This is a genomic window from Chromobacterium vaccinii (assembly GCF_000971335.1).
Classification (GTDB): Bacteria; Pseudomonadota; Gammaproteobacteria; order Burkholderiales; family Chromobacteriaceae; genus Chromobacterium; species Chromobacterium vaccinii.
Map to the genome: position 1 here is coordinate 105158 of NZ_JZJL01000007.1, position 18556 is coordinate 123713.

Sequence of the window (18556 nt, forward strand, 5' to 3'; positions counted from 1 at the left end):
ACTCCGCTTCTTCAGCCGTTTTCGCTCGCCTTTGCTCGCGAGACTTTGAACCGGCCCGTTTGCAGACAAAAGCCCCCGCAAAGCGGGGGCTTGGTCATGGGACGGCGGAAGGGTCAGATGGCGGCGGCCAGCCGCGAGCCCTGGTCGATGGCGCGCTTGGCGTCCAGCTCGGCCGCCACGTCGGCCCCGCCGATCAGGTGCACCGGCTTGCCGGCTGCTTGCAGCGGCGCTTGCAGCTCGCGCAGCGGGTCCTGGCCGGCGCAGATCACCACGTTGTCAACTGGCAGCACTTGCTGCTCGCCCTTGACGGTGATGTGCAGGCCGGCGTCGTCGATCAGGTCGTAGCTGACGCCGGACAGCATCTTCACCCGTTTCATCTTCAGGCTTTCGCGGTGGATCCAGCCGGTGGTCTTGCCCAGTCCTTCACCCACCTTGCTGGTCTTGCGCTGCAACAGGTAGACCTCGCGCGGGCTTGGATGCGGCTGCGGTCCTTGCGGCGCCAGGCCGCCGGCGGTGTCGCCCGTCATGTCCACGCCCCACTCGCGCATGAAGGCTTCGGCGTCCAGCGAGGTGGAGCGGCCCTCGTGGCACAGGTATTCGGCGGTGTCGAAGCCGATGCCGCCGGCGCCGATGATGGCCACTTTCTTGCCCACCGGCTTCTTGTGCTTCAGCACGTCCAGGTAGTTCAACACCTTGGGGTGGTCGACGCCGGGGATGGCCGGGCTGCGCGGCGCGATGCCGGTGGCCAGCACCACTTCGTCGAAGCCTGACAGGTCGGCCGCGGCGACGCGGGCGCCCAGCTTGAGCTCGACGCCGGTGGTTTCGATGCGGCGCTTGAAGTAGCGCAGCGTTTCGTAGAACTCCTCTTTGCCCGGAATCTGCTTGGCGACGTTGAACTGGCCGCCGATCTCGGCCGCGGCGTCGAACAGCGTCACCGCGTGGCCGCGCTCGGAGGCGACGGTGGCGAAGGCCAGGCCGGCCGGGCCGGCGCCGACCACGGCCAGTTTTTTCGGCGCGGCGGTTTTTTCGTAGTTCAGCTCGGTTTCGCGGCAGGCGCGCGGATTGACCAGACAGGAGGTGAGCTTGCCCTGGAAGATGTGGTCCAGACAGGCCTGGTTGCAGCCGATGCAGGTGTTGATCTCGTCGCCGCGGCCTGCCGCCGCCTTGCCCACGAAGTCCGGGTCGGCCAGGAAGGGGCGCGCCATCGACACCATGTCGGCGCAGCCGCCGGCCAGGATCTCTTCCGCCACTTCCGGGGTGTTGATGCGGTTGGTGGTGATCAGCGGGATCTTCACTTGGCCCATCAGCTTCTTGGTCACCCAGGCGAAGCCGCCGCGCGGCACCATGGTGGCGATGGTGGGCACCCGCGCCTCGTGCCAGCCGATGCCGGTGTTGATGATGGTGGCGCCGGCTTTTTCGATCTCGCGGGCCAGATGCACCACCTCGTCCCAACTGCTGCCGTCCTGCACCAGGTCCAGCATCGACAGCCGGTAGATGATGATGAAGTCGCTGCCAACCGCCGCGCGCACCGCCTTGACGGTTTCGATGGCGAAGCGGATGCGGTTTTCGAAGCTGCCGCCCCAGTCGTCCGTCCGCTTGTTGGTGGCGCGGGCGATGAACTGGTTGATCAGATAGCCTTCCGAACCCATCACCTCGACGCCGTCGTAGCCGGCCTGCTGGGCCAGCTTGGCGCAGTTGGCGAAGTCGGCGATGGTTTGCCAGACGTCGGCGTCGGACAGCTCGCGCGGGGTGTAGAAGTTGATCGGCGCCAGCAGCGGCGAGGCCGACACGCACTTTTCCTGGAAGCTGTAGCGGCCGGAGTGCAGGATCTGCAGCGCGATCTTGCCGCCTTCGCGGTGCACCGCGTCGGTGACCAGGCGGTGGTTTTCCACCTCGTGCGCGTCAGACAGCTGGGCCGCGCCCTCGGCCACGCAGCCTTCGGCATTGGGGCCGACGCCGCCGGTGACGATCAACGCCACGCCGCCCCGCGCGCGCTCGGCGTAGAAGGCGGCCATTTTTTCGAAGCCGTTCGGGGATTCTTCCAGGCCGGTGTGCATCGAACCCATCAGCACGCGGTTTTTCAGCGTGGTGAAACCCAGGTCCAGCGGGGCCAGCAGGTGCGGGTAAGCGCTCATGTTTCTTCCTCGTGTCCGTTTTGTAGCGGCCCGGGCGGGGCGCGCCCAAGCCTTTGATTCGTCTGGCGATGTCAACCCTTTGGCCAAGATACTTACTGGTAAGTAAGTTGTCAATGGAATCGCCGGCTGTCGGCCGCGGCTGCCGCTATAATCGGCTGGATGGCCATTCGAATATGACAAAGGAGAACAGTATGTGCGAAACATCGCGCCATGAGCGCGCCGATTGCCTGGCCTCGCTGGAGGAGCGCCCGCTCGGCCGCCGCGGTTTTCTGAAACTGGCCAGCCTGGGCGGCGGCGCCGTGCTGCTGGGCAGCTTCCTGCCCCGGACCAGTTGGGCCGCCGGCGGGACCGACGCCTTGCTGCTGTCTTGCATGGATTACCGGCTGGTCCACGCCGTCGGCGAGTTCATGGACGGCCTGGACCTGCGCGGCAAGTACGACCACATCGTGCTGGCCGGCGCCTCGATGGTGTCGATCACCGACAAGTTTCCCGACTGGACAGCCACTTTCTGGCAGCACCTGGGCGTGGCGATAGACCTGCACCACATCAAACGGGTGGTGTTGCTGGACCACCGCGACTGCGGCGCCTACAAGGTGGCGTTCGGCGAGGATTTCGCGCAGGACCCGGGAAAGGAAACCCGCATCCACGCCAAGGCGCTGCTGAAGCTGCGCGACGAAATCCTGGACAAGCATCCGGCGCTGGCGGTGGAAACCTACCTGATGGCGCTGGACGGCAAGGTGGAGACCATCGCGGCCTGATCCGCCGGCCGGCTGGAGCCGCTAACAAAACCTCGCAGAGAACCTGAGCCAAGGCGCGCCGACGCAGGCAGTACCAGTCGTACGACAAGGAGGCGCAACGCAGGATCAGGGGTTTGGTTAGCGGCTCTTATTCGCCGTGCTGGTCGGCGGCGCGGCGGTAGGCCGGGCGCGCTTCGATCGTGTCGACGAAGCGCGCCAGATTGGGGTAGCGGCCGCGGCCATCGCCCTTCACCGCGATCTGGGCGACGAAGGACAGCTGCACATCGGCGCCGGAGAGATCGTTGCCGACGAAGTAGTCGCGGCCCGCCAGTTGGCCGTCCAGATAGCCGAGGTGGTTTTGCAGCTCGCCGTGGATGCGGGGATGCAGCGGCGCGCCGGCCTCGCCCAGCCGGCCGACGTAGAGCTGCAGCAGGATGGGCAGCATCGCCGAGCCTTCGGCGTAATGCAGCAGCTGGACGTAGCGGTTGTAGTCGGAGGAGGCGATGTCCGGCGCGAAGCGGCCCTTGCCATAAGTGCGGATCAGGTAGTCGATGATGGCGCCGGACTCGATCAGCACCGCGTCGCCGTCGCGCAGCACCGGCGCCTTGCCCAGCGGGTGGACGGCTTTCAGCTCCGGCGGCGCCAGCCGGGTCTGAGGATCGCGCTGGTAGCGGATCACCCGGTAATCCAGTCCGAGCTCTTCCAGCAGCCAGGTGATGCGGCGCGAGCGCGATTCATTCAGGTGGTGCACTTCTATCATGGCGAAACTCCAGTCGAAATGGGGAACAGGCGGCGCTCAGGCGGGGACGATCCTGGCCAGCCAGGCCAGGATATCGCCTTCCACTTCGGCGCGGTTGCTTTCGTTCAGCATCTCGTGCCGTCCGCCCGGGTAAACCTTGCTTTGCAGGTCCAGCACGCCGGCGTCGCGGTAGCGGATCTCCAGCTGTCCCAGCGCCAGCCGGCCCAGGCTGACCGGATCGCGGCTGCCGGCGAACAGCAGCACCGGGCAGCGGCGGTTAATGCCCTGTCCCGCCGCCTCGCCTTGCTCCATGGCGACGATGCCGGCGAACAGATCGGCCCACAGGCCCGGCGCCGGATCGAAGCCGCAGTCCGGATCGGCGAGGTAGGCGTCCACTTCGGCCGGGTCGCGGCTCAGCCACTCCATCTTGGTCCGCCACGGTGGAAAGCCCAGATTGAAGCTGCCGAACACCAGCGCGGCCATCAGCCGGCTGGGCCGGTCCCAGCCGCGGCGCCGGCCCAGGAAGCGGGCGAAGGCGCCCAATAGCCGCGCCAGCGGCCGCTGGCGGTAGCCGGTGGACGACAGCATCAGGCCGGCCAGCTGGCCGCCGTAGCGCAGGAAGTGGGCGCGTGCGATGAAGCTGCCCATGCTGTGGCCGAACAGGACGACCGGCAGGCCGGGATGGCGCTCTGCCGCGTGGCGGCGCGTGGTCTCCACGTCGTCCACCACCTTGCGCCAGCCGTCGTCGGCGGCGAAATAGCCGCGCGGCGCGGTCGAGGCGCCGTGGCCGCGGTGGTCGTGCGCGTACACCGCGTAGCCGGCCGCCGTCAGCGTCCCGGCGAAGCGGTCGTAGCGCGCCGCGTATTCGCTCATGCCGTGCGATATCAGCACCGCGGCGCGCGGCGGGCCGTCCGGCAGCCATTCGCACAGCGGAATGGCTTCGCCGTCGACGGCGGTCAAAAAGGTACGGTGCATGCGCTTGCCCTTGCGTTGGTGAAGCGGGTTTCCCAGGCTGCGGCGCGCGGCCGTCGCGTCAGCCCAGCAGCGGCCGGCCGTTGAAGTTCGGGTTGGTCAGCGAAGTCAGCACGTGGTCGCGCCAGGCGCCGTCGAGAAACAGGTAATCCTTGGCCTGTCCTTCGACGGAAAAACCCAGCCTTTGCAGCAGCGCGGCGCTGCGCGCATTGTCAGGCTGGTAATTGGCTTGGATGCGGTGCAGCTTGAGTTCATCGAAGGCGAAGGCGATGGCCGACTGCAGCGCCTCGCGCATCAGGCCCTGCCCTTCGCGCGCGCGGTCGATGCCGTAGCCGAGGTGGCAGGCCTGGAACACGCCGCGGACGATATTGCTGAAGCCGACGGTGCCGATGATCCGTTCCGGCTCGGCCGGCATCGTCAGCAGGAAGCGCGCGCTATGTCCTTCCATCCATGAGCGCGCGCCTTGGCGCAGCTGGCTGCGCCAATATTCCTCGCTGTAGTACTGCGGCCCCGGCGTCGGTCCCCAGGGTTCGAGATGGGCGCGGTTGCGGCGGTAGTAGTCGAGCGCGGCCGCCGCCAGGTCCGGATGGGCCGGCAACAACTTCAGGCGCGCGGTGTCGAGTGCGGGCTGGATCAGGCTCATGCGTCGCTTCTTGATGACGACAGCCTAGATAGTAGTCGCAAGGCGAAGCGCCGCTCAAGCCCGGAATCAGGCCAGCAGCGCGGAAGCGTCGAAATCCGGATTGCGCAGCGAGGTCAGCGCGTGGTCGCGCCACTCGCCGTTGATGAACAAATAATCCTTGGCCACGCCTTCCTCGACAAAACCCAGCCGCCGCAGCAGCGCGCCGCTGCGGATGTTTTGCGGCTGGTAATTGGCCTGGATGCGGTGCAGCTTCAATTCGTCGAAGGCGAGGCGGATCACCGCCTGCAGCGCCTCGCGCATCAGCCCCTGGCCTTCGCAGTCCTGATCGATGCCATAGCCCAGATGGCAGGCCTGGAACACGCCGCGCACGATATTGCTGAGGCTGGCGGTGCCGATGATCCGTTCCGGCGCCTCGCGCCAGGTCAGCGCATAGCGCGCCTCGCGGCCCTCGCGCCACGCTTGCGCGCGCTGCGCCAGCTGTTTTGTCCAATAGCCTTCGGTGAAGAAGTCAGGGCCCGGCTTCGGGTCCCAGGGCGCGAAGTGTTCGCGATTGCGCTGCCAGTGGCTCAGCATGGCGGCGGCCAGCTCCGGCGCGGCGGGCAGCAAGCGCAAGCGCGGGGTATCCAGGATGGGGAGATCGAATGACATGGCGCGCGCTTTATGACAAAGCATTGGATGCTATCAAAAGAACTTTGTCACTTCCAGAGCGCGAGTGGAAAGCGGAAACTTCGCCGCCAGCGAACGCCGGCGGCGATACAGATGAGGCTTAGCCAGCCAGACGCTGCAGCGCCTCGCGGTATTTGGCGGCGGTTTTCTCGCGCACGTCCAGCGGCACGGCCGGGGCCGGCGCCTGCTTGTTCCAGCCGGAGGCCTCCAGCCAGTCGCGGACGAACTGCTTGTCGAACGACGGCGGGTTGCTGCCCGGCTGGTAGCTGTCGGCCGGCCAGAAGCGGCTGGAGTCCGGCGTCAGCGCCTCGTCCATCAGCGTCAGCGTGCCGTTTTCGTCCAGGCCGAACTCGAACTTGGTGTCGCAGATGATGATGCCGCGCGTCGCCGCGTAGGCGGCGGCGGTCTGGTACAGCAGGATGGCGGTGTCGCGAACCTTGGCCGCCAGCGCCTTGCCGACGATGGCCTCGCACTGCGCGAAGTCGATGTTCTCGTCGTGGTCGCCCACCGCCGCCTTGGTGGACGGGGTGAAGATCGGCTCGGGCAGCTTGTCCGCCTCGCGCAGGCCGGCCGGCAGCGCGATGCCGCAGACCGAGCCGGACTGCTGGTATTCCTTCCAGCCGGAGCCGGCCAGGTAGCCGCGCACCACAGCTTCGATCGGCACCGCCTTCAGCCGCTTGGCGACCACGGCGCGGCCCTCCACCTGCGGCAGGTCTTCCGCCGCCACCACGTCTTCCGGCTGGTCGCCGGTCAGGTGGTTGGGCACCACATCCTTGAGCTTGTCGAACCAGAAGTTGGAGATCGCGGTCAGGATCTGGCCCTTGGCCGGGATCGGGTCGTCCAGGATCACGTCGAAGGCGGACAGCCGGTCGGTGGCGATCATCAGCATGCGCTGGTCGTCGATCTCATAGAGGTCGCGCACCTTGCCGGAGTAGATCTTGCGCAGGCTTTTCAGGTGGGTGGTGTTCAGTCCGGTCATCATGCTTCCTTCGCGGGCAGGGGTTTCTGTTGGATTCGTTTCAGCGCTTCGCGCCGCGACAGCGGCGACAGCGCGATGGAGGACGCGACGAAGCCGCGCACGGCCTCGGCGTCGGTGTAAGCGTATTCGCGCAAGGCCCAGCCTATCGCCTTGCGGATGAAGAATTCGGGGTCGGCGGCGTTGGCCGCGCAGTAGCGGAACAGCCGCTCGACGTCGGTTTCGCGCTTCCAGTACAGCTGGTGCAGGATGGCGACGCGGCGCAGCCAGAAATCGCCGCCGCCGGACAGCCTGTCCATGTCGGTTTGGAGCTCGCGCCGGGCGCGGACCAGCTCGCCTATGATCCAGGCCGCCAGGCCGTCGACGGTGTCCCACCATGATTTGGCGGTAACCAGCGCCAGCAGCCGCGGCAGGGCGGCCGCCGGCAATTCGGCGGCATGGCGGGCCAGCAGGTCCACCGCCACGTACTGGAATTCGCGCCCGGGCTGCCGCCACAGCGCGTCGGCCAGTTCCAGCCAGCCGTCGGGGCCGGCCGCGTCCTGCGACTGGATCCAGGCGGCGGCGGCCAGCGCGTCACGCAGATCGGCTATCGCGCCCATCAGCCGACCTCCTGGTCGAAGAACACCATGTCCCGGTAAGGCTGGGCGCGGCAGGCGGCGAGGCGGCTTTGCAGCGAGCCGACGTGCAGCTCCAGCCGGTGGCCGTCCGGGTCCAGGAAGTAAAACGAGTCGCCCTCGCTGCGGTTGTCTTTCCACACGCCGACGCCGGCCGCGCTGAGCCGCTCGGTCCAGGTCGGGAAATCTGCGGCGGCGATGTCGAACGCGTAATGGGTGTAGCCGCGGCCGGGTTCGGGCGCGTCCAGCGACAGGCACAGCCACAGTTCGCCCAGGCTCAGGTAGGCGCCGCCGGCCCAGCGCGCGTGCGGACGGGCGCCGAGCAGGCCGTGGTAGAAGTCCCAGGCCCGGTCGAGGTCGGCGACCGCCAGGGTCAGATGGTTGAGTCCGTTCAGCTTCATCGGGATGAAAAATGGCGAAGCCGCCGGCCTCGCCATCTCTTTCGCTACAGGGTGTCCTTCAACGCCCTGGCCTGGTCCAGCGCTTCGTCGGCGCTGGCGGCCATCACGTTGAAGTGGCCCATCTTGCGGCCCGGGCGCGCCTGTTTCTTGCCGTACAGGTGCAGCTGGGCGTTGGGGGCCTCGGCCAGCACGTCCCAGTTGGGCTCGTGGCCGTCGTCCTTCCACACGTCTCCCAGCAGGTTCACCATCACCACCGGGCTGAGCAGGTCGGTGCGGCCCGGCAGCAGGCCGCACATCGCGCGCACCTGCTGCTGGAACTGATCGGTCAGGCAGGCGGTGAGCGTGTAGTGGCCGGAGTTGTGCGGCCGCGGGGCGATCTCGTTGACCACCAGGCTGTCGTCGGCCAGCACGAAGAATTCCACCGCCAGCACGCCGACGTAGTCCAGCGCCTCGGCCAGTTTCCGGGCCATCTCCTGCGCCTGCTTGGCCAGCGCCGGGGCGATGCGGGCCGGCACGATGGATTCGTCGAGGATGCCGTTCTTGTGGATGTTTTCCGCTACCGGGAACACCGCGCTCTGCGCCGAGCTGACGCGGGTGACGATGGCCGACACTTCCAGCTGCAGGTCCAGCATCTTTTCCAGCACGCAGGCCTGGCCGCCCAGGTTGGCGTAGGCGGCGCGCGCCTCGGCCGCGGTCTGCACCCGCACCTGGCCCTTGCCGTCGTAGCCGAGGCGGGCGGTTTTCAGGATGCCGGGCAGGTAGGGCGCAAGTTCCACCTGGATGTCCTCGACGCTTTCGATGGCCAGGTAGGGCGCGGTCGGCAGGCCGGCCTTGTTGATCCACGCCTTCTCGGCGATGCGGTCTTGGGCGACGGCGACGCAGTCGCCGGACGGCGATACGCGGGTGCGGCGCGCCAGCTCGCGCATCGCGTCGGCGTTGACGTTTTCAAACTCCGTGGTCACGGCGGCGCAGCTGTCGGCCAGCTCGCGCAGCGCGGCCGGGTCGTTGTACGGCGCGCGGATGTGGCGGTCGGCGAAGGCCGCCGCCGGCGCGTTCTCGTCCGGGTCCAGCACGGCGACGCGGTAGCCCATGGTCTTGGCGGCGACGGCGAACATGCGGCCCAGCTGGCCGCCGCCGAGTATGCCCAGCATCGCCGGCGGCAGGATGGCGGCCATTATTCGACCTCCGGCAGCGTCATCGCCAGCACGGTTTCTTCCTGTTGCTTGCGGAAGGCCGTCAGTTTCTCGGCCAGCTCCGGACGGGTGGTGGCCAGCATCGCCACCGCGAACAGCGCGGCGTTGGCGGCGCCGGCTTCGCCGATGGCGAAGGTGGCGACCGGGATGCCCTTGGGCATCTGCACGATGGACAGCAGCGAATCCTCGCCGCGCAGGTATTTGGACGGTACCGGCACGCCCAGCACCGGCACGTGGGTCTTGGCCGCCAGCATGCCCGGCAGATGGGCGGCGCCGCCGGCGCCGGCGATGATGGCCGCGAGGCCGCGCGGCGCGGCCTCCTCGGCGTACTGGAACAGCAGGTCCGGGGTGCGGTGGGCGGAGACGACGCGGGTTTCGCAGGCGATGCCGAAGCTTTTCAGCACGCGGGCGGCGTGCTGCATCACTTCCCAGTCGCTGTTGCTACCCATCACGATGCCGACTTCAATCATGGCGGTGCTGCTCGCGGATGGTGAACGAAGAACGCGATTTTAACCGATGCCGCAGGCTACCCGTTATGGTTTTTTATTTTCAGATCAAGACAGTTAGCGAATAAAGCTGTCCTGAATCAGCGGCTTCAAGCCAGTTTCGGATAGGTGAACAACAACAGGTGCAGCGTGTTGAAAGCCAGGTGGGCCAGCACTGCCAGCCATAGCTGGCGGCGCGCGGCGTAGATCAGGCCGTAGCCGATGCCGGCCAGCGTGGCCAGGCCCATCCAGGACCAGCCGCCGGCCAGGTGGGCCAGGCCGAACAGCAGCGACGCCGCCATCAGCGCGGCGAAGGGTTCGGTGCGCAGCTCCAGCCAGCGCTGGACGCCGGCGCGGAAGAAGGCTTCCTCCACCAGCGACACCAGGAAGCAGTTGGCCAGCAGCCACGGCAGCAGCCAGGTCGGCCACTTCGGCGCGAAGCTTATCGTTCCGACGGCGGCGGCGATGCCGAGCACGAACAGCAGCGCCAGCGCGCCGACAGCCGCGGCCGGCCAGCCCAGCTGCCGTTCCGGCAGCGGCGCGCGGCACAGGTTCAGCAGCAGCAGCAGGCCGGCGAAACCCTTGTCATAGCTCCAGAACAGCCGGTAAGGCGCGCTGTCCGGGCTGGCCCGGCCCTGCCACAGCAGCGGATTGTCGAAACCGGGCAGCGCGTGCACCGCCAGCGCCAGCAGCGCGGCGATCCACACCAGGTAAAGCTCCGGCCGCGGATAGCGGCGCAGCGCCAGCGTCAGCCCGGCGACGGCGGCCGCGCTCACCACGCCCAGCGGCTGCAGCACGCCGGCGGCCAGCGCCAGCATCGCGCTGGTGATCAGGGCGATCCATCCGGGCGCTTCCTGGCGCAGGTTGGCGGCGAGCAGTCCCAGCGCCAGCAGGCCGTAGGCGGCCAGCGTCAAGGAGGAAAGCGTGAACATGGCGGCTCCGTCGCGGGATGGGCAAGCGTCCGATGATAAGGCTTGGACGCGGCGAGGCCAAACGCTTCCTCAGGGTTTGGGCGGATGCGGCCGCAGCAGCCGGCGGCGCTGGGCGTCGGCGAGGTAGGCGGCGATCGGCGCCACCTCTTCCGCCGGGATGGGCGCCTTGAACGCCTGCCGCATCTTGTCGACGACGGCGCGCCAGCGCGCTTCGTCGAAGTCCGGCTGCAGCGCGATGTAATCGACGGAATGGCAGATCATGCAGCGCTGCAGCGCCGGCAGATAGCCGGGATGGCCGCTGTCCGGCAGCATCGCCGTCTCGTTGGGCAGCGCGATGCTGGCCGCGCCGGCGGGGGCGGCCAGCAAGGCCAGGATCAGCAGCGCGGCCCTCATCGCTTCGTCTCCGCGACCATGATTTCCAGCCGCTCGACCACGTTGCGGGCGTAGCCGCCGGGGTTCCACGGCTGCGCCAGCGGCTGGACCTGGCCGTCGTTGGCGGCGGCGCGCGCCATCAGCGTCAGCGGTCCCGGCTTCACGCCGTCCAGCGCCAGCGTCCACGGCCGGAACGCGAAGCGCCCGGCGTCCGGCCCCAGCTCGGCCTGCCGCCAGCTGACGCCGCCGTCGGCGGAGACGTCCACCCGGCGGATGCCGCTGCCGCCGTCGAAGGCGATGCCGCGCAGCGCCAGCCTCCCGTCCGGCACGGCGTCGCCGCGGGCGAGGTTGGTGATGAAGCTGCGCACCTTCATCCGGGTCAGCCGCGTAGTCTTGTCCGGCTTGGTCCCGGGCGGCACGCCGTTGTCCGGGGTATCGGGCACGGTGTAGGCCTGGCTGGCGAACCAGCCGTCGAACACGTGGTCCAGCACTTCGATATGCGACAGGTGTTTGATCCAGTAGGCGGCGTAGAAGCCGGGAATCACCAGCCGGATCGGGTAGCCGTTCAGCACCGGCAGGGGCCGGCCGTTCATTTCCCAGGCGATCATCGGCTCCGGCCGCAGCGCGTCGGCGAGGTCGAGCGAGCGGATGAAGGGCGGCGTTTGCTCCAGCGCCGGCTGGTCGGTGCCGCGGCAGGCGATCTGGCGCGCGCCGTCCATCACGCCGGCGGCGGCCAGCACGTCGGACAGCCGCGCGCCGGCCATCTCGACGCAGGCCATGGAGCCGTTGCCCAGCTGCGCGCCCTGCACCCGCGGCTGCGACAGGCCGCGGCCGTTGCCGGCGCATTGCATCACCACGGTCTGGCGCACCGTCTCGAAGCGCTTTTGCAGGTCGGCCAGCGTCAGCGTCAGCGGCCGCTTCACTTTGCCGTCTATGGTCAGGGTGTGGGCGGCGGGGTCGATGTCCAGCGGGTGGCCGGCCAGGTGGTAGCGGACGAACACCGCCTCGTTGGGCGTGATCAGGCTGTGGTCGAATTGGGAAAACGGCGTTTCCAGATGCACCGGCCGGGCGGTGATGCGCAGCAGCGGCATCTTCTGCGGGTAAGGCGCCAGCTCGCGCCAGCCATTGTCGAAACCCTGGTCCAGCCAGGCGCCGGCGCGCGTCCGGCCGGCCAGGCCCAGCAGCCCGGCGGCGAGGCCGGCTTTCAGCAAGGCCCGGCGAGTTGCGGCATCATCCATGTTCGCGCCCTTTGGGCATGGGAATGGACGCGATGCTAGGAGCCGCGCGGGCGGCCGTCTACCGGGGAAAGGGACAGGCGCTCAGCCGCGGCGGGCGCGCCAGCGACGCGTCAGCGCGCCGGCCGTGGTGGCGAGGATGCCCAGTCCGGCCACCCACACGCCCAGGCCGAAGCCGGGCGGCATTTCGCCGGAATCGGTCGCGGCGGGCTCGGCCAGCAGCATCATCAGCAGGCCGCCGACCAGCAGCAGCGCGCAGCCCAGCCAGTACAGCCGGCGCTGGTGCCAGCCCTGGAACAGCGAATACAGCAGCGAGCCCAGGTACAGGCCCAGCAGCGCGGCGGCGGGAATCCATTCGGAGGAAGGGGTGGACATCGGTCTGGCGTTTAGCTCGGGCAAAAGACGATAGACCCGGCCGGACGGGACTGGTTCGTCCGGCCGGGGCGTTTTACCAGCGGCCGTAAGGGTTCTTGGACAAGTAGGCGTTGGTGTAGCGGCCGTCCTCGGTCACCTCCTCGCCCACCCAGTCGGGCTTGGAGAACGGAGTGTCCTCGCCGGGCAGCTCGATCTCGGCCAGTACCAGGCCGGCGTTGTCGCCGAAGAACTCGTCCACTTCCCAGACGAAGCCGCCGTGCTCGATGCGGTGGCGCAGCTTGTACACCACCATCGGGCACATCGCGGCCATGATGGTTTGCGCGTCGGCCAGCGGGATGGGGTATTCGAACTCGTGGCGGCTGACGTTGCTGATATTGCTTTTCAGCGTCAGCCAGGCCTGCTCGCCCACCACCCGCACCCGCACCGTGCGTTCCTTTTCCACCGACAGATAGCCCTGCCGGTATTGCACGGCCGGGGCCAGGCCGCGCCAGCCGTCGCCGCTCACCACGAAACGGCGTTCGATTTCCAATGCCATCGATCACATCCTCAAGCGAATTCAGGGTTAGGGATACATCAGAACGGCTTGACCACCACCAGGATCACGATCGCCAGCAGCGCCAGCACCGGCAGCTCGTTGAACACGCGGAACCAGACATGGCTCTTGCGGTTGCTGTGGGTGACGAAGTCGCGGCCCAATTTGGCGCAGTAGCCATGGTAAACGGCCAGCAGCGCCACCAGCGCCATCTTGGCGTGCAGCCAGCCGCCGGAAATGCCGAAATCCAGCCACAGCAGCAGGCCGGAGCCTATCGCCAGCACGCCTAGCGGCGTCATGAAGCGGAACAGCTTCCTGGCCATCAGCAGCAGGCGGTCGTATTCCGCCGGCTGGCGCGCCATCGCCAGGTTGACGAACAGCCGCGGCAGGTAGAACAGCCCGGCGAACCAGGACACCACGAAGAAGATGTGGAAGGCTTTCAGGTACAGATAGCTCATCGACTTTCCTATTGGGGCGGGATGGGGCGATGGACCGGACGCCGCCGGCCCGGTTCCCGCCGGATCAGGACTAGGCCTGCCGTTTCGCCTTCGGCAGCTTGCCCAGCACCAGCTCGCGCGAGCGTTCGATGCCGCGGCGGATGTCGTCCGGTGCCAGCGCTTCCAGCGAGGTCGCCTGCACCCAGCGGGCGCGGGCCAGATACGGCGCCGGGCGCATGCCGGGCAGGCCGGACAGCGCCAGGAAATCGCCATCGTCGACCTTGTAGCTGATGCCGGCTTCGCCGCAGACCAGGAACATCTTGCCGCCGATGGAGACCACGCGCGTCCCGCCCCATTTGACGTCGAACTCGGCGCCCGGCAGCGCGCGGGCGTGGTCCAGCATCTCGTCGAACAGGGCGGCGGGCAGCGGCATCGCTCAGCCCTTTTTCGGCGCGGCCTGGTACAGCGGCCACACTTGCGGGATATGGGCCTGCAGGTCGCGGATGCGGGTGGGGCCGGACGGATGGGTGGACAGGAATTCCATGCCGTTGCCGCCGCCGGCCGCCTGCATCTTCTGCCAGACGTTGACCGCGGAGTTGGGGTCGTAGCCGGCGCGGGCCATCAGTTCCAGGCCCATGATGTCGGCTTCGGACTCCATCGCGCGGCTGTGCGGCTTGGACAGCGTCACGTCGCCGACCAGCGAGGCCAGCTTGAGCTGGCTGTCGTTGAGGCCGACCAGCGCGCCGACCAGGCCGAGGCCCATCTGCTGCGCGTAGGCCTGGCTCATGTTTTCGCGGGTGTGCTCGCGCAGCGCGTGCGAGATCTCGTGGCCGATCACGGCGGCCAGCTCGGCGTCGGACAGCTTCAGCTGCCTGACCAGGCCGGTGTAGACCATGATCTTGCCGCCGGCCATCGCGTAGGCGTTCATGTCGTCGGTGCTCAGCACGTTCACCTCCCAGCGCCAGTTGCGGGCGTCGGGGCGGAAGGACGGCGTCTGCGCGATCAGCCGCTGCGACACGCGGCGCACGCGCGATGTCAGCGCCGGATCGGTGTTCAGGCGGCCCGCGGCGCGGGCTTTCTGCAGCTCGCCGGCGTAGGACTTGGCCGACATCTGCTCCACTTCCTGGCTGGACAGCAGCATGCTCTGGCCGCGGTTGACGCCGACCGCGCCCCCGGCGGTGGTGTTCACCTGGGCACAGGCGGCCAATAGCGCGGCCAGCAGCGCGCCGCCGATCCAGCGGGTCCGTCTTCCGGCCATCAGATTTCCACCATCTGGAAATCGTCCTTGCGGGCGTCGCAGTCGGGGCAGGTCCAGTTGGGCGGCAGGTCTTCCCAGCGTGTGCCCGGCGGGATGCCGTCTTCCGGCCGGCCGGCTTCTTCGTCGTAGATGAAACCGCAGATCAGACACATCCAAGTACGCATCGCTTCGCCCTCGTGTTCGGATAAAATGGGTATTCTAAATCGTGCCACCGCAATAAAACAGAAGAGGTTCGCCCTTGACCACTCCTCCCCCCCCTCCCGTGGTGCTGACCCTGGCCGGTTCCGACCCTTCCGGCGGCGCCGGCATCCAGGCCGACATCCTGACGCTGGCCAGCCTGGGCTGCCATCCGCTGTCGGTGATCACCGCGATCACGGTGCAGGACACCGTGGGCGTCAACGACCTGATGGTGCTGGACGCGGACTGGGTCAACGACCAGGCCCGCTTCCTGATGGAAGACATGCAGGTGGCGGCGTTCAAGATCGGCATGCTGGGCAGCGTGGAAAACGTCGCCGTGGTGGCGCAGCTGATCGCCGACTATCCGGACATCCCGGTGGTGCTGGACCCGGTGCTGGCCAGCGGCGGCGGCCATGAGCTGGCCGACGAAGACCTGATAGGCGCGATGCGCGACATGCTGATTCCGCAGGTGTCCATCCTGACGCCCAATAGCCTGGAGGCGCGCCGGCTGGCCAGCAACGATCCGGACGACGACGAGGAGCTGACGCTGGACCAGTGCGCCGAACGCCTGCTGGGGCTGGGCTGCCCCTATCTGCTGATCACCGGCACGCATGAAAACACCAAGGAAGTGGTCAACAGCCTGTACGGCCAGGACGGCGTGGTGCGCGCCGACCACTGGGAACGGCTGCCGGGCAGCTACCATGGCTCCGGCTGCACGCTGGCCTCGGCCATCGCCGGCATGCTGGCCACCGGCCTCTTGCTGCCGGAGGCGGTGCGCGAGGCGCAGGAGTACACCTACCAGACCCTGGTCAACGGCTTCCGCCCCGGCATGGGCCAGTTCCTGCCGGACCGGATGTTCTGGGCGCGCGGCGACGACGAGGAAGACGGCGATGCCGCCAAGGGTTGAGGGCTTGTACGCGGTGACGCCGGACGGCCTGGACGACGCCCGGCTGTTCGCGTTGGCCGGGGCGGCGCTGGCGGGCGGCGCGCAGACCTTGCAGTACCGCGACAAGAGCGGCGACGCCGAACGCCGGCTGCGCCAGGCGGCGGAGCTGCGCCGGCTGTGCCGGGCCCACGGCGCGCTGTTCATCGTCAACGATGACGTCGAGTTGGCCGAACGGGTCGGCGCCGACGGCGTCCACCTGGGCCGCGACGACGGCGACATCGCCGCCGCGCGCGTCCGGCTGGGCGCGGACGCGGTGGTGGGCGCGTCCTGCTACGACCGCATAGCGCTGGCGCGCGCCGCGTTGGCCGCCGGGGCCAGCTACGTCGCCTTCGGCGCGGTGTTTCCGTCGCGGACCAAGCCGCACGCGGTCGCCGCGCCGCTGTCGCTGTTCGCCGAGGCTGCGGCGCTGGGCGCCAACGCGGTGGCGATAGGCGGCATCGCGCCGGACAATGCGGCGCAAGTGGTCGAGGCCGGCGCGGACGCGGTGGCGGTGGTGGGGGGGATATTCGAGGCGGCCGACGCGGCTGCCGCCGCGCGGGCGCTGGCGGGCCTGTTCACAGCACGATGATGTCGGCCAGCCGGTAGCTGCCGGCGCGGTCTTCCTGGCAGAAGGCGCGGGCGCGCACGGTGACGGCGCGGCCCTTCAGCCTGGCCATGTCCTGCTGGCTCAGCGCCAGGCTGCGCATTTCCTGCTCGCCGCAGGCGGCGCCGTCGTCCAGCCGCAGCGGGTGTTCCAGCTTCAGATGATAGGCCTGGAACAGCGTGCCTTCGGCCTTGCTGCCGGAGCGCACGGGGCCGATCACGGTGCCGCTCAGGGTCAGGGGGGCGGAGGAATCGCCGTTTATGCGGAAAACCTGGCCGGCGGCATGGCCGGCCAGGCTGCTCGCCAGCATGAAGCCGGCCAGCGCGGTACTGCAGAGCTTACTCATCCCGATGAATCTACCAGTCCATTATTTTTTTCAGACTTGTGCCGCCATTTCATCAGCGATCCATCTGTCCGACAATCAGGGATATCCCGACGTTGGCCAAATAAAAACGCCCCCGCTTGATGACGGGGGCGTTTTTCGATGTCGGCGGAGGGCTCAGCCGTTGACCTTGCGGTACAGCTGGATCAGCCGGCGGGTGGAGCTGTCGTGCTCGGCCTGCTCCAGCTTGCCGGTCAGCTCGGCGTGGATGGTCTTGGCCAGCTGCTTGCCGAGCTCCACCCCCCATTGGTCGAAGCTGTTGATGTGCCAGATCACGCCCTGGACGAAGATCTTGTGCTCGTACAGCGCGATCAGCGAGCCGAGGTTGCGCGGATCCAGCCGGCTCATCAGCAGGGTGTTGGTGGGACGGTTGCCGTCGAATACCTTGTGCGGCACCAGATCGTCCAGCGCCGCGCCCTTCAGCCCCTGCTCCGCCAATTCGGCGCGCGCCTCGTCGGCGGTCTTGCCGCGCATGAAGGCTTCGGCTTGGGCGAACACGTTGGCCAGCAGGATTTCGTGGTGGCCCGGCAGGCTGGAGCGGTTTTCCAGCGAGGCGATCAGGTCGATCGGCGAAATGTGCGTGCCCTGATGCAGCAGCTGGAAGAAGGCGTGCTGGCCGTTGATGCCGGTCTCGCCCCAGATGATGGGCGCGGTTTCAAAGTCGACCGGCTGGCCGTCCAGCATGGTCTTCTTGCCGTTGGACTCCATGTCCAGCTGCTGGATGAAGGCCGGCAGCCGGTGCAGGTACTGGTCGTACGGCGCGATGACGTGGCTGCCGCCGCCGTAGTAGTTGATGTACCAGACGCCTATCATCGCCAGCAGCACCGGCATGTTCTGCTCGAACGGCGCGTTCATGAAGTGCTGGTCCATGATGTGGGCGCCGTTGAGCAGCTCGGTGAAATTCTCTTCGCCCAGGTAGAGCATGATGGGCAGGCCGATGGCAGACCACAGGCTGTAGCGGCCGCCGACCCAATCCCAGAATTCGAACATGTTCGCCGGGTCGATGCCGAAGTCCGCCACCGCCTTCTGGTTGGTGGACACGGCGACGAAGTGCTTGGCCACCGCCTTTTCGTCGCGGGCGCGGGACAGGAACCACTCGCGCGCGGTCAGCGCGTTGGTCAGCGTCTCCTGGGTGGTGAAGGTCTTGGACTCCACCACGAACAGCGTGGTCTCCGGGTGCACCTTCTTCAGCGTTTCCTTCAACTGCGCGCCGTCGACGTTGGAGACGAAGTGCATGTTCAGCCGCGGGTGGCCGAAGGGCTTCAGCGCGCTACAGACCATCAGCGGGCCGAGGTCGGAGCCGCCGATGCCGATGTTGACGATGTCGGTGATCGGCTGGTTGGTGTAGCCCAGCCAGTCGCCGGAGCGCACCGCGTGGGCGAACTTGCCCATCCGCTCCAGCACCGAGTTGACCTTGGGCATCACGTCCGCGCCGTCGACGCGGATCGGCGAGTTGGTGCGGTTGCGCAGCGCCACGTGCAGCACCGCGCGGTCCTCGGTGCGGTTGATCTTCTCGCCCTTGAACATGGACTTGATGCGCGCGGGCAGGCCGGCCTCGCGCGCCAGCTCCATCAGCCCCAGCAGGGTGGCGTCGGTGATGCGGTTCTTGGAATAGTCGAGGAACAGTCCGCCCACTTCCAGCGAGTAGCGCTCGGCGCGGCCGGGATCGGCGGCGAACAGGTCTCGCATGTGCAGGTGCTTGGCCTCGGCGAAATGGTCCCACAGGGATTGCCAGGCCGGCAGTTCGGTCAGTTCACTCATGATGT

At 68.0% G+C, this 18556-nt stretch carries 24 protein-coding genes; 3 read left to right on the forward strand and 21 right to left on the reverse strand.

The window, feature by feature from the left end; translation table 11 throughout:
- Positions 1-113 precede the first annotated feature (113 nt).
- A complete protein-coding gene (locus VL52_RS05370) occupies positions 114-2135 on the reverse strand; it encodes an NADPH-dependent 2,4-dienoyl-CoA reductase (RefSeq protein WP_046156068.1) in 2022 nt (673 codons plus the stop codon).
- A gap of 191 nt (positions 2136-2326) precedes the next feature.
- On the opposite strand from VL52_RS05370, the gene VL52_RS05375 reads away from it, so the two are divergent.
- Complete coding sequence (locus VL52_RS05375; protein WP_046156069.1) at positions 2327-2893, forward strand: carbonic anhydrase; 567 nt, start codon at positions 2327-2329, stop codon at positions 2891-2893.
- Positions 2894-3020: 127 nt separating this feature from the next.
- Here VL52_RS05375 and VL52_RS05380 read toward each other — a convergent pair whose 3' ends face one another.
- The 18 genes from VL52_RS05380 to VL52_RS05465 form a co-directional block, all read right to left on the reverse strand.
- Complete coding sequence (locus tag VL52_RS05380; protein ID WP_046156070.1) at positions 3021-3632, reverse strand: glutathione S-transferase family protein; 612 nt, start codon at positions 3630-3632, stop codon at positions 3021-3023.
- Between the two features lie 36 nt (positions 3633-3668).
- Positions 3669-4586, reverse strand: a complete 918-nt coding sequence (locus tag VL52_RS05385) for an alpha/beta hydrolase (RefSeq protein WP_046156071.1) — start codon at positions 4584-4586, stop codon at positions 3669-3671.
- 58 nt (positions 4587-4644) lie between these two features.
- Entirely contained in the window at positions 4645-5226 is a 582-nt protein-coding gene (locus VL52_RS05390; protein WP_046156072.1) for a GNAT family N-acetyltransferase, read from the reverse strand.
- 66 nt (positions 5227-5292) lie between these two features.
- Positions 5293-5874 (reverse strand): GNAT family N-acetyltransferase, encoded by a 582-nt coding sequence (locus tag VL52_RS05395; protein ID WP_046156073.1) that lies wholly within the window; start codon positions 5872-5874, stop codon positions 5293-5295.
- A 118-nt stretch (positions 5875-5992) separates the two neighbouring features.
- On the reverse strand, positions 5993-6871 hold the full coding sequence (locus tag VL52_RS05400) for a phosphoribosylaminoimidazolesuccinocarboxamide synthase (protein ID WP_046156074.1): 879 nt from the start codon (positions 6869-6871) through the stop codon (positions 5993-5995).
- Positions 6871-7467 (reverse strand): DNA alkylation repair protein, encoded by a 597-nt coding sequence (locus VL52_RS05405; RefSeq protein WP_052729167.1) that lies wholly within the window; start codon positions 7465-7467, stop codon positions 6871-6873. The genes VL52_RS05400 and VL52_RS05405 overlap by 1 nt, the downstream gene beginning before the upstream one ends.
- The gene (gene fos / locus VL52_RS05410) at positions 7467-7883 is read right to left on the reverse strand and encodes a fosfomycin resistance glutathione transferase (RefSeq protein ID WP_046156075.1); all 417 of its coding nucleotides are present in this window, start codon (positions 7881-7883) and stop codon (positions 7467-7469) included. Before fos ends, VL52_RS05405 begins: the two co-directional genes overlap by 1 nt.
- 44 nt (positions 7884-7927) lie before the next feature.
- Positions 7928-9058, reverse strand: coding sequence for a 5-(carboxyamino)imidazole ribonucleotide synthase (locus VL52_RS05415; protein ID WP_046156076.1), 1131 nt, complete (start codon positions 9056-9058; stop codon positions 7928-7930).
- Positions 9058-9546: a 5-(carboxyamino)imidazole ribonucleotide mutase gene (gene purE, locus VL52_RS05420; RefSeq protein ID WP_046156077.1), complete on the reverse strand. Its 489-nt coding sequence runs from the start codon at positions 9544-9546 to the stop codon at positions 9058-9060. Before purE ends, VL52_RS05415 begins: the two co-directional genes overlap by 1 nt.
- Before the next feature lie 125 nt (positions 9547-9671).
- Positions 9672-10493, reverse strand: a complete 822-nt coding sequence (locus tag VL52_RS05425; protein WP_052729168.1) for a CPBP family intramembrane glutamic endopeptidase — start codon at positions 10491-10493, stop codon at positions 9672-9674.
- Between the two features lie 69 nt (positions 10494-10562).
- Positions 10563-10886, reverse strand: a complete 324-nt coding sequence (locus VL52_RS05430) for a hypothetical protein (RefSeq protein WP_046156078.1) — start codon at positions 10884-10886, stop codon at positions 10563-10565.
- Complete coding sequence (locus VL52_RS05435; RefSeq protein WP_046156079.1) at positions 10883-12103, reverse strand: molybdopterin-dependent oxidoreductase; 1221 nt, start codon at positions 12101-12103, stop codon at positions 10883-10885. The genes VL52_RS05430 and VL52_RS05435 overlap by 4 nt, the downstream gene beginning before the upstream one ends.
- A gap of 81 nt (positions 12104-12184) precedes the next feature.
- Positions 12185-12475: a hypothetical protein gene (locus VL52_RS05440; protein WP_046156080.1), complete on the reverse strand. Its 291-nt coding sequence runs from the start codon at positions 12473-12475 to the stop codon at positions 12185-12187.
- Positions 12476-12548: 73 nt separating this feature from the next.
- Positions 12549-13010 (reverse strand): CYTH domain-containing protein, encoded by a 462-nt coding sequence (locus VL52_RS05445; RefSeq protein WP_046156081.1) that lies wholly within the window; start codon positions 13008-13010, stop codon positions 12549-12551.
- A gap of 38 nt (positions 13011-13048) precedes the next feature.
- Complete coding sequence (locus VL52_RS05450) at positions 13049-13465, reverse strand: CopD family protein (RefSeq protein ID WP_046156082.1); 417 nt, start codon at positions 13463-13465, stop codon at positions 13049-13051.
- Positions 13466-13535: 70 nt separating this feature from the next.
- Positions 13536-13877, reverse strand: coding sequence for an MmcQ/YjbR family DNA-binding protein (locus VL52_RS05455; RefSeq protein WP_046156083.1), 342 nt, complete (start codon positions 13875-13877; stop codon positions 13536-13538).
- 3 nt (positions 13878-13880) lie between these two features.
- Positions 13881-14702: a M48 family metallopeptidase gene (locus VL52_RS05460; RefSeq protein ID WP_046156084.1), complete on the reverse strand. Its 822-nt coding sequence runs from the start codon at positions 14700-14702 to the stop codon at positions 13881-13883.
- Positions 14702-14866, reverse strand: a complete 165-nt coding sequence (locus tag VL52_RS05465) for a rubredoxin (protein ID WP_011133707.1) — start codon at positions 14864-14866, stop codon at positions 14702-14704. Before VL52_RS05465 ends, VL52_RS05460 begins: the two co-directional genes overlap by 1 nt.
- Before the next feature lie 74 nt (positions 14867-14940).
- Here VL52_RS05465 and thiD point away from each other — a divergent pair, with 74 nt between their 5' ends.
- Entirely contained in the window at positions 14941-15786 is an 846-nt protein-coding gene (gene thiD / locus VL52_RS05470) for a bifunctional hydroxymethylpyrimidine kinase/phosphomethylpyrimidine kinase (protein WP_046156085.1), read from the forward strand.
- Complete coding sequence (thiE, locus tag VL52_RS05475) at positions 15770-16393, forward strand: thiamine phosphate synthase (RefSeq protein WP_046156086.1); 624 nt, start codon at positions 15770-15772, stop codon at positions 16391-16393. The genes thiD and thiE overlap by 17 nt, the downstream gene beginning before the upstream one ends.
- On the opposite strand, the gene VL52_RS05480 is transcribed toward thiE, so the two are convergent.
- Complete coding sequence (locus tag VL52_RS05480) at positions 16380-16754, reverse strand: hypothetical protein (RefSeq protein ID WP_046156087.1); 375 nt, start codon at positions 16752-16754, stop codon at positions 16380-16382. The genes thiE and VL52_RS05480 overlap by 14 nt on opposite strands.
- A gap of 153 nt (positions 16755-16907) precedes the next feature.
- A complete protein-coding gene (gene pgi, locus VL52_RS05485) occupies positions 16908-18551 on the reverse strand; it encodes a glucose-6-phosphate isomerase (RefSeq protein WP_046156088.1) in 1644 nt (547 codons plus the stop codon).
- Between the last annotated feature and the right edge of the window lie 5 nt (positions 18552-18556).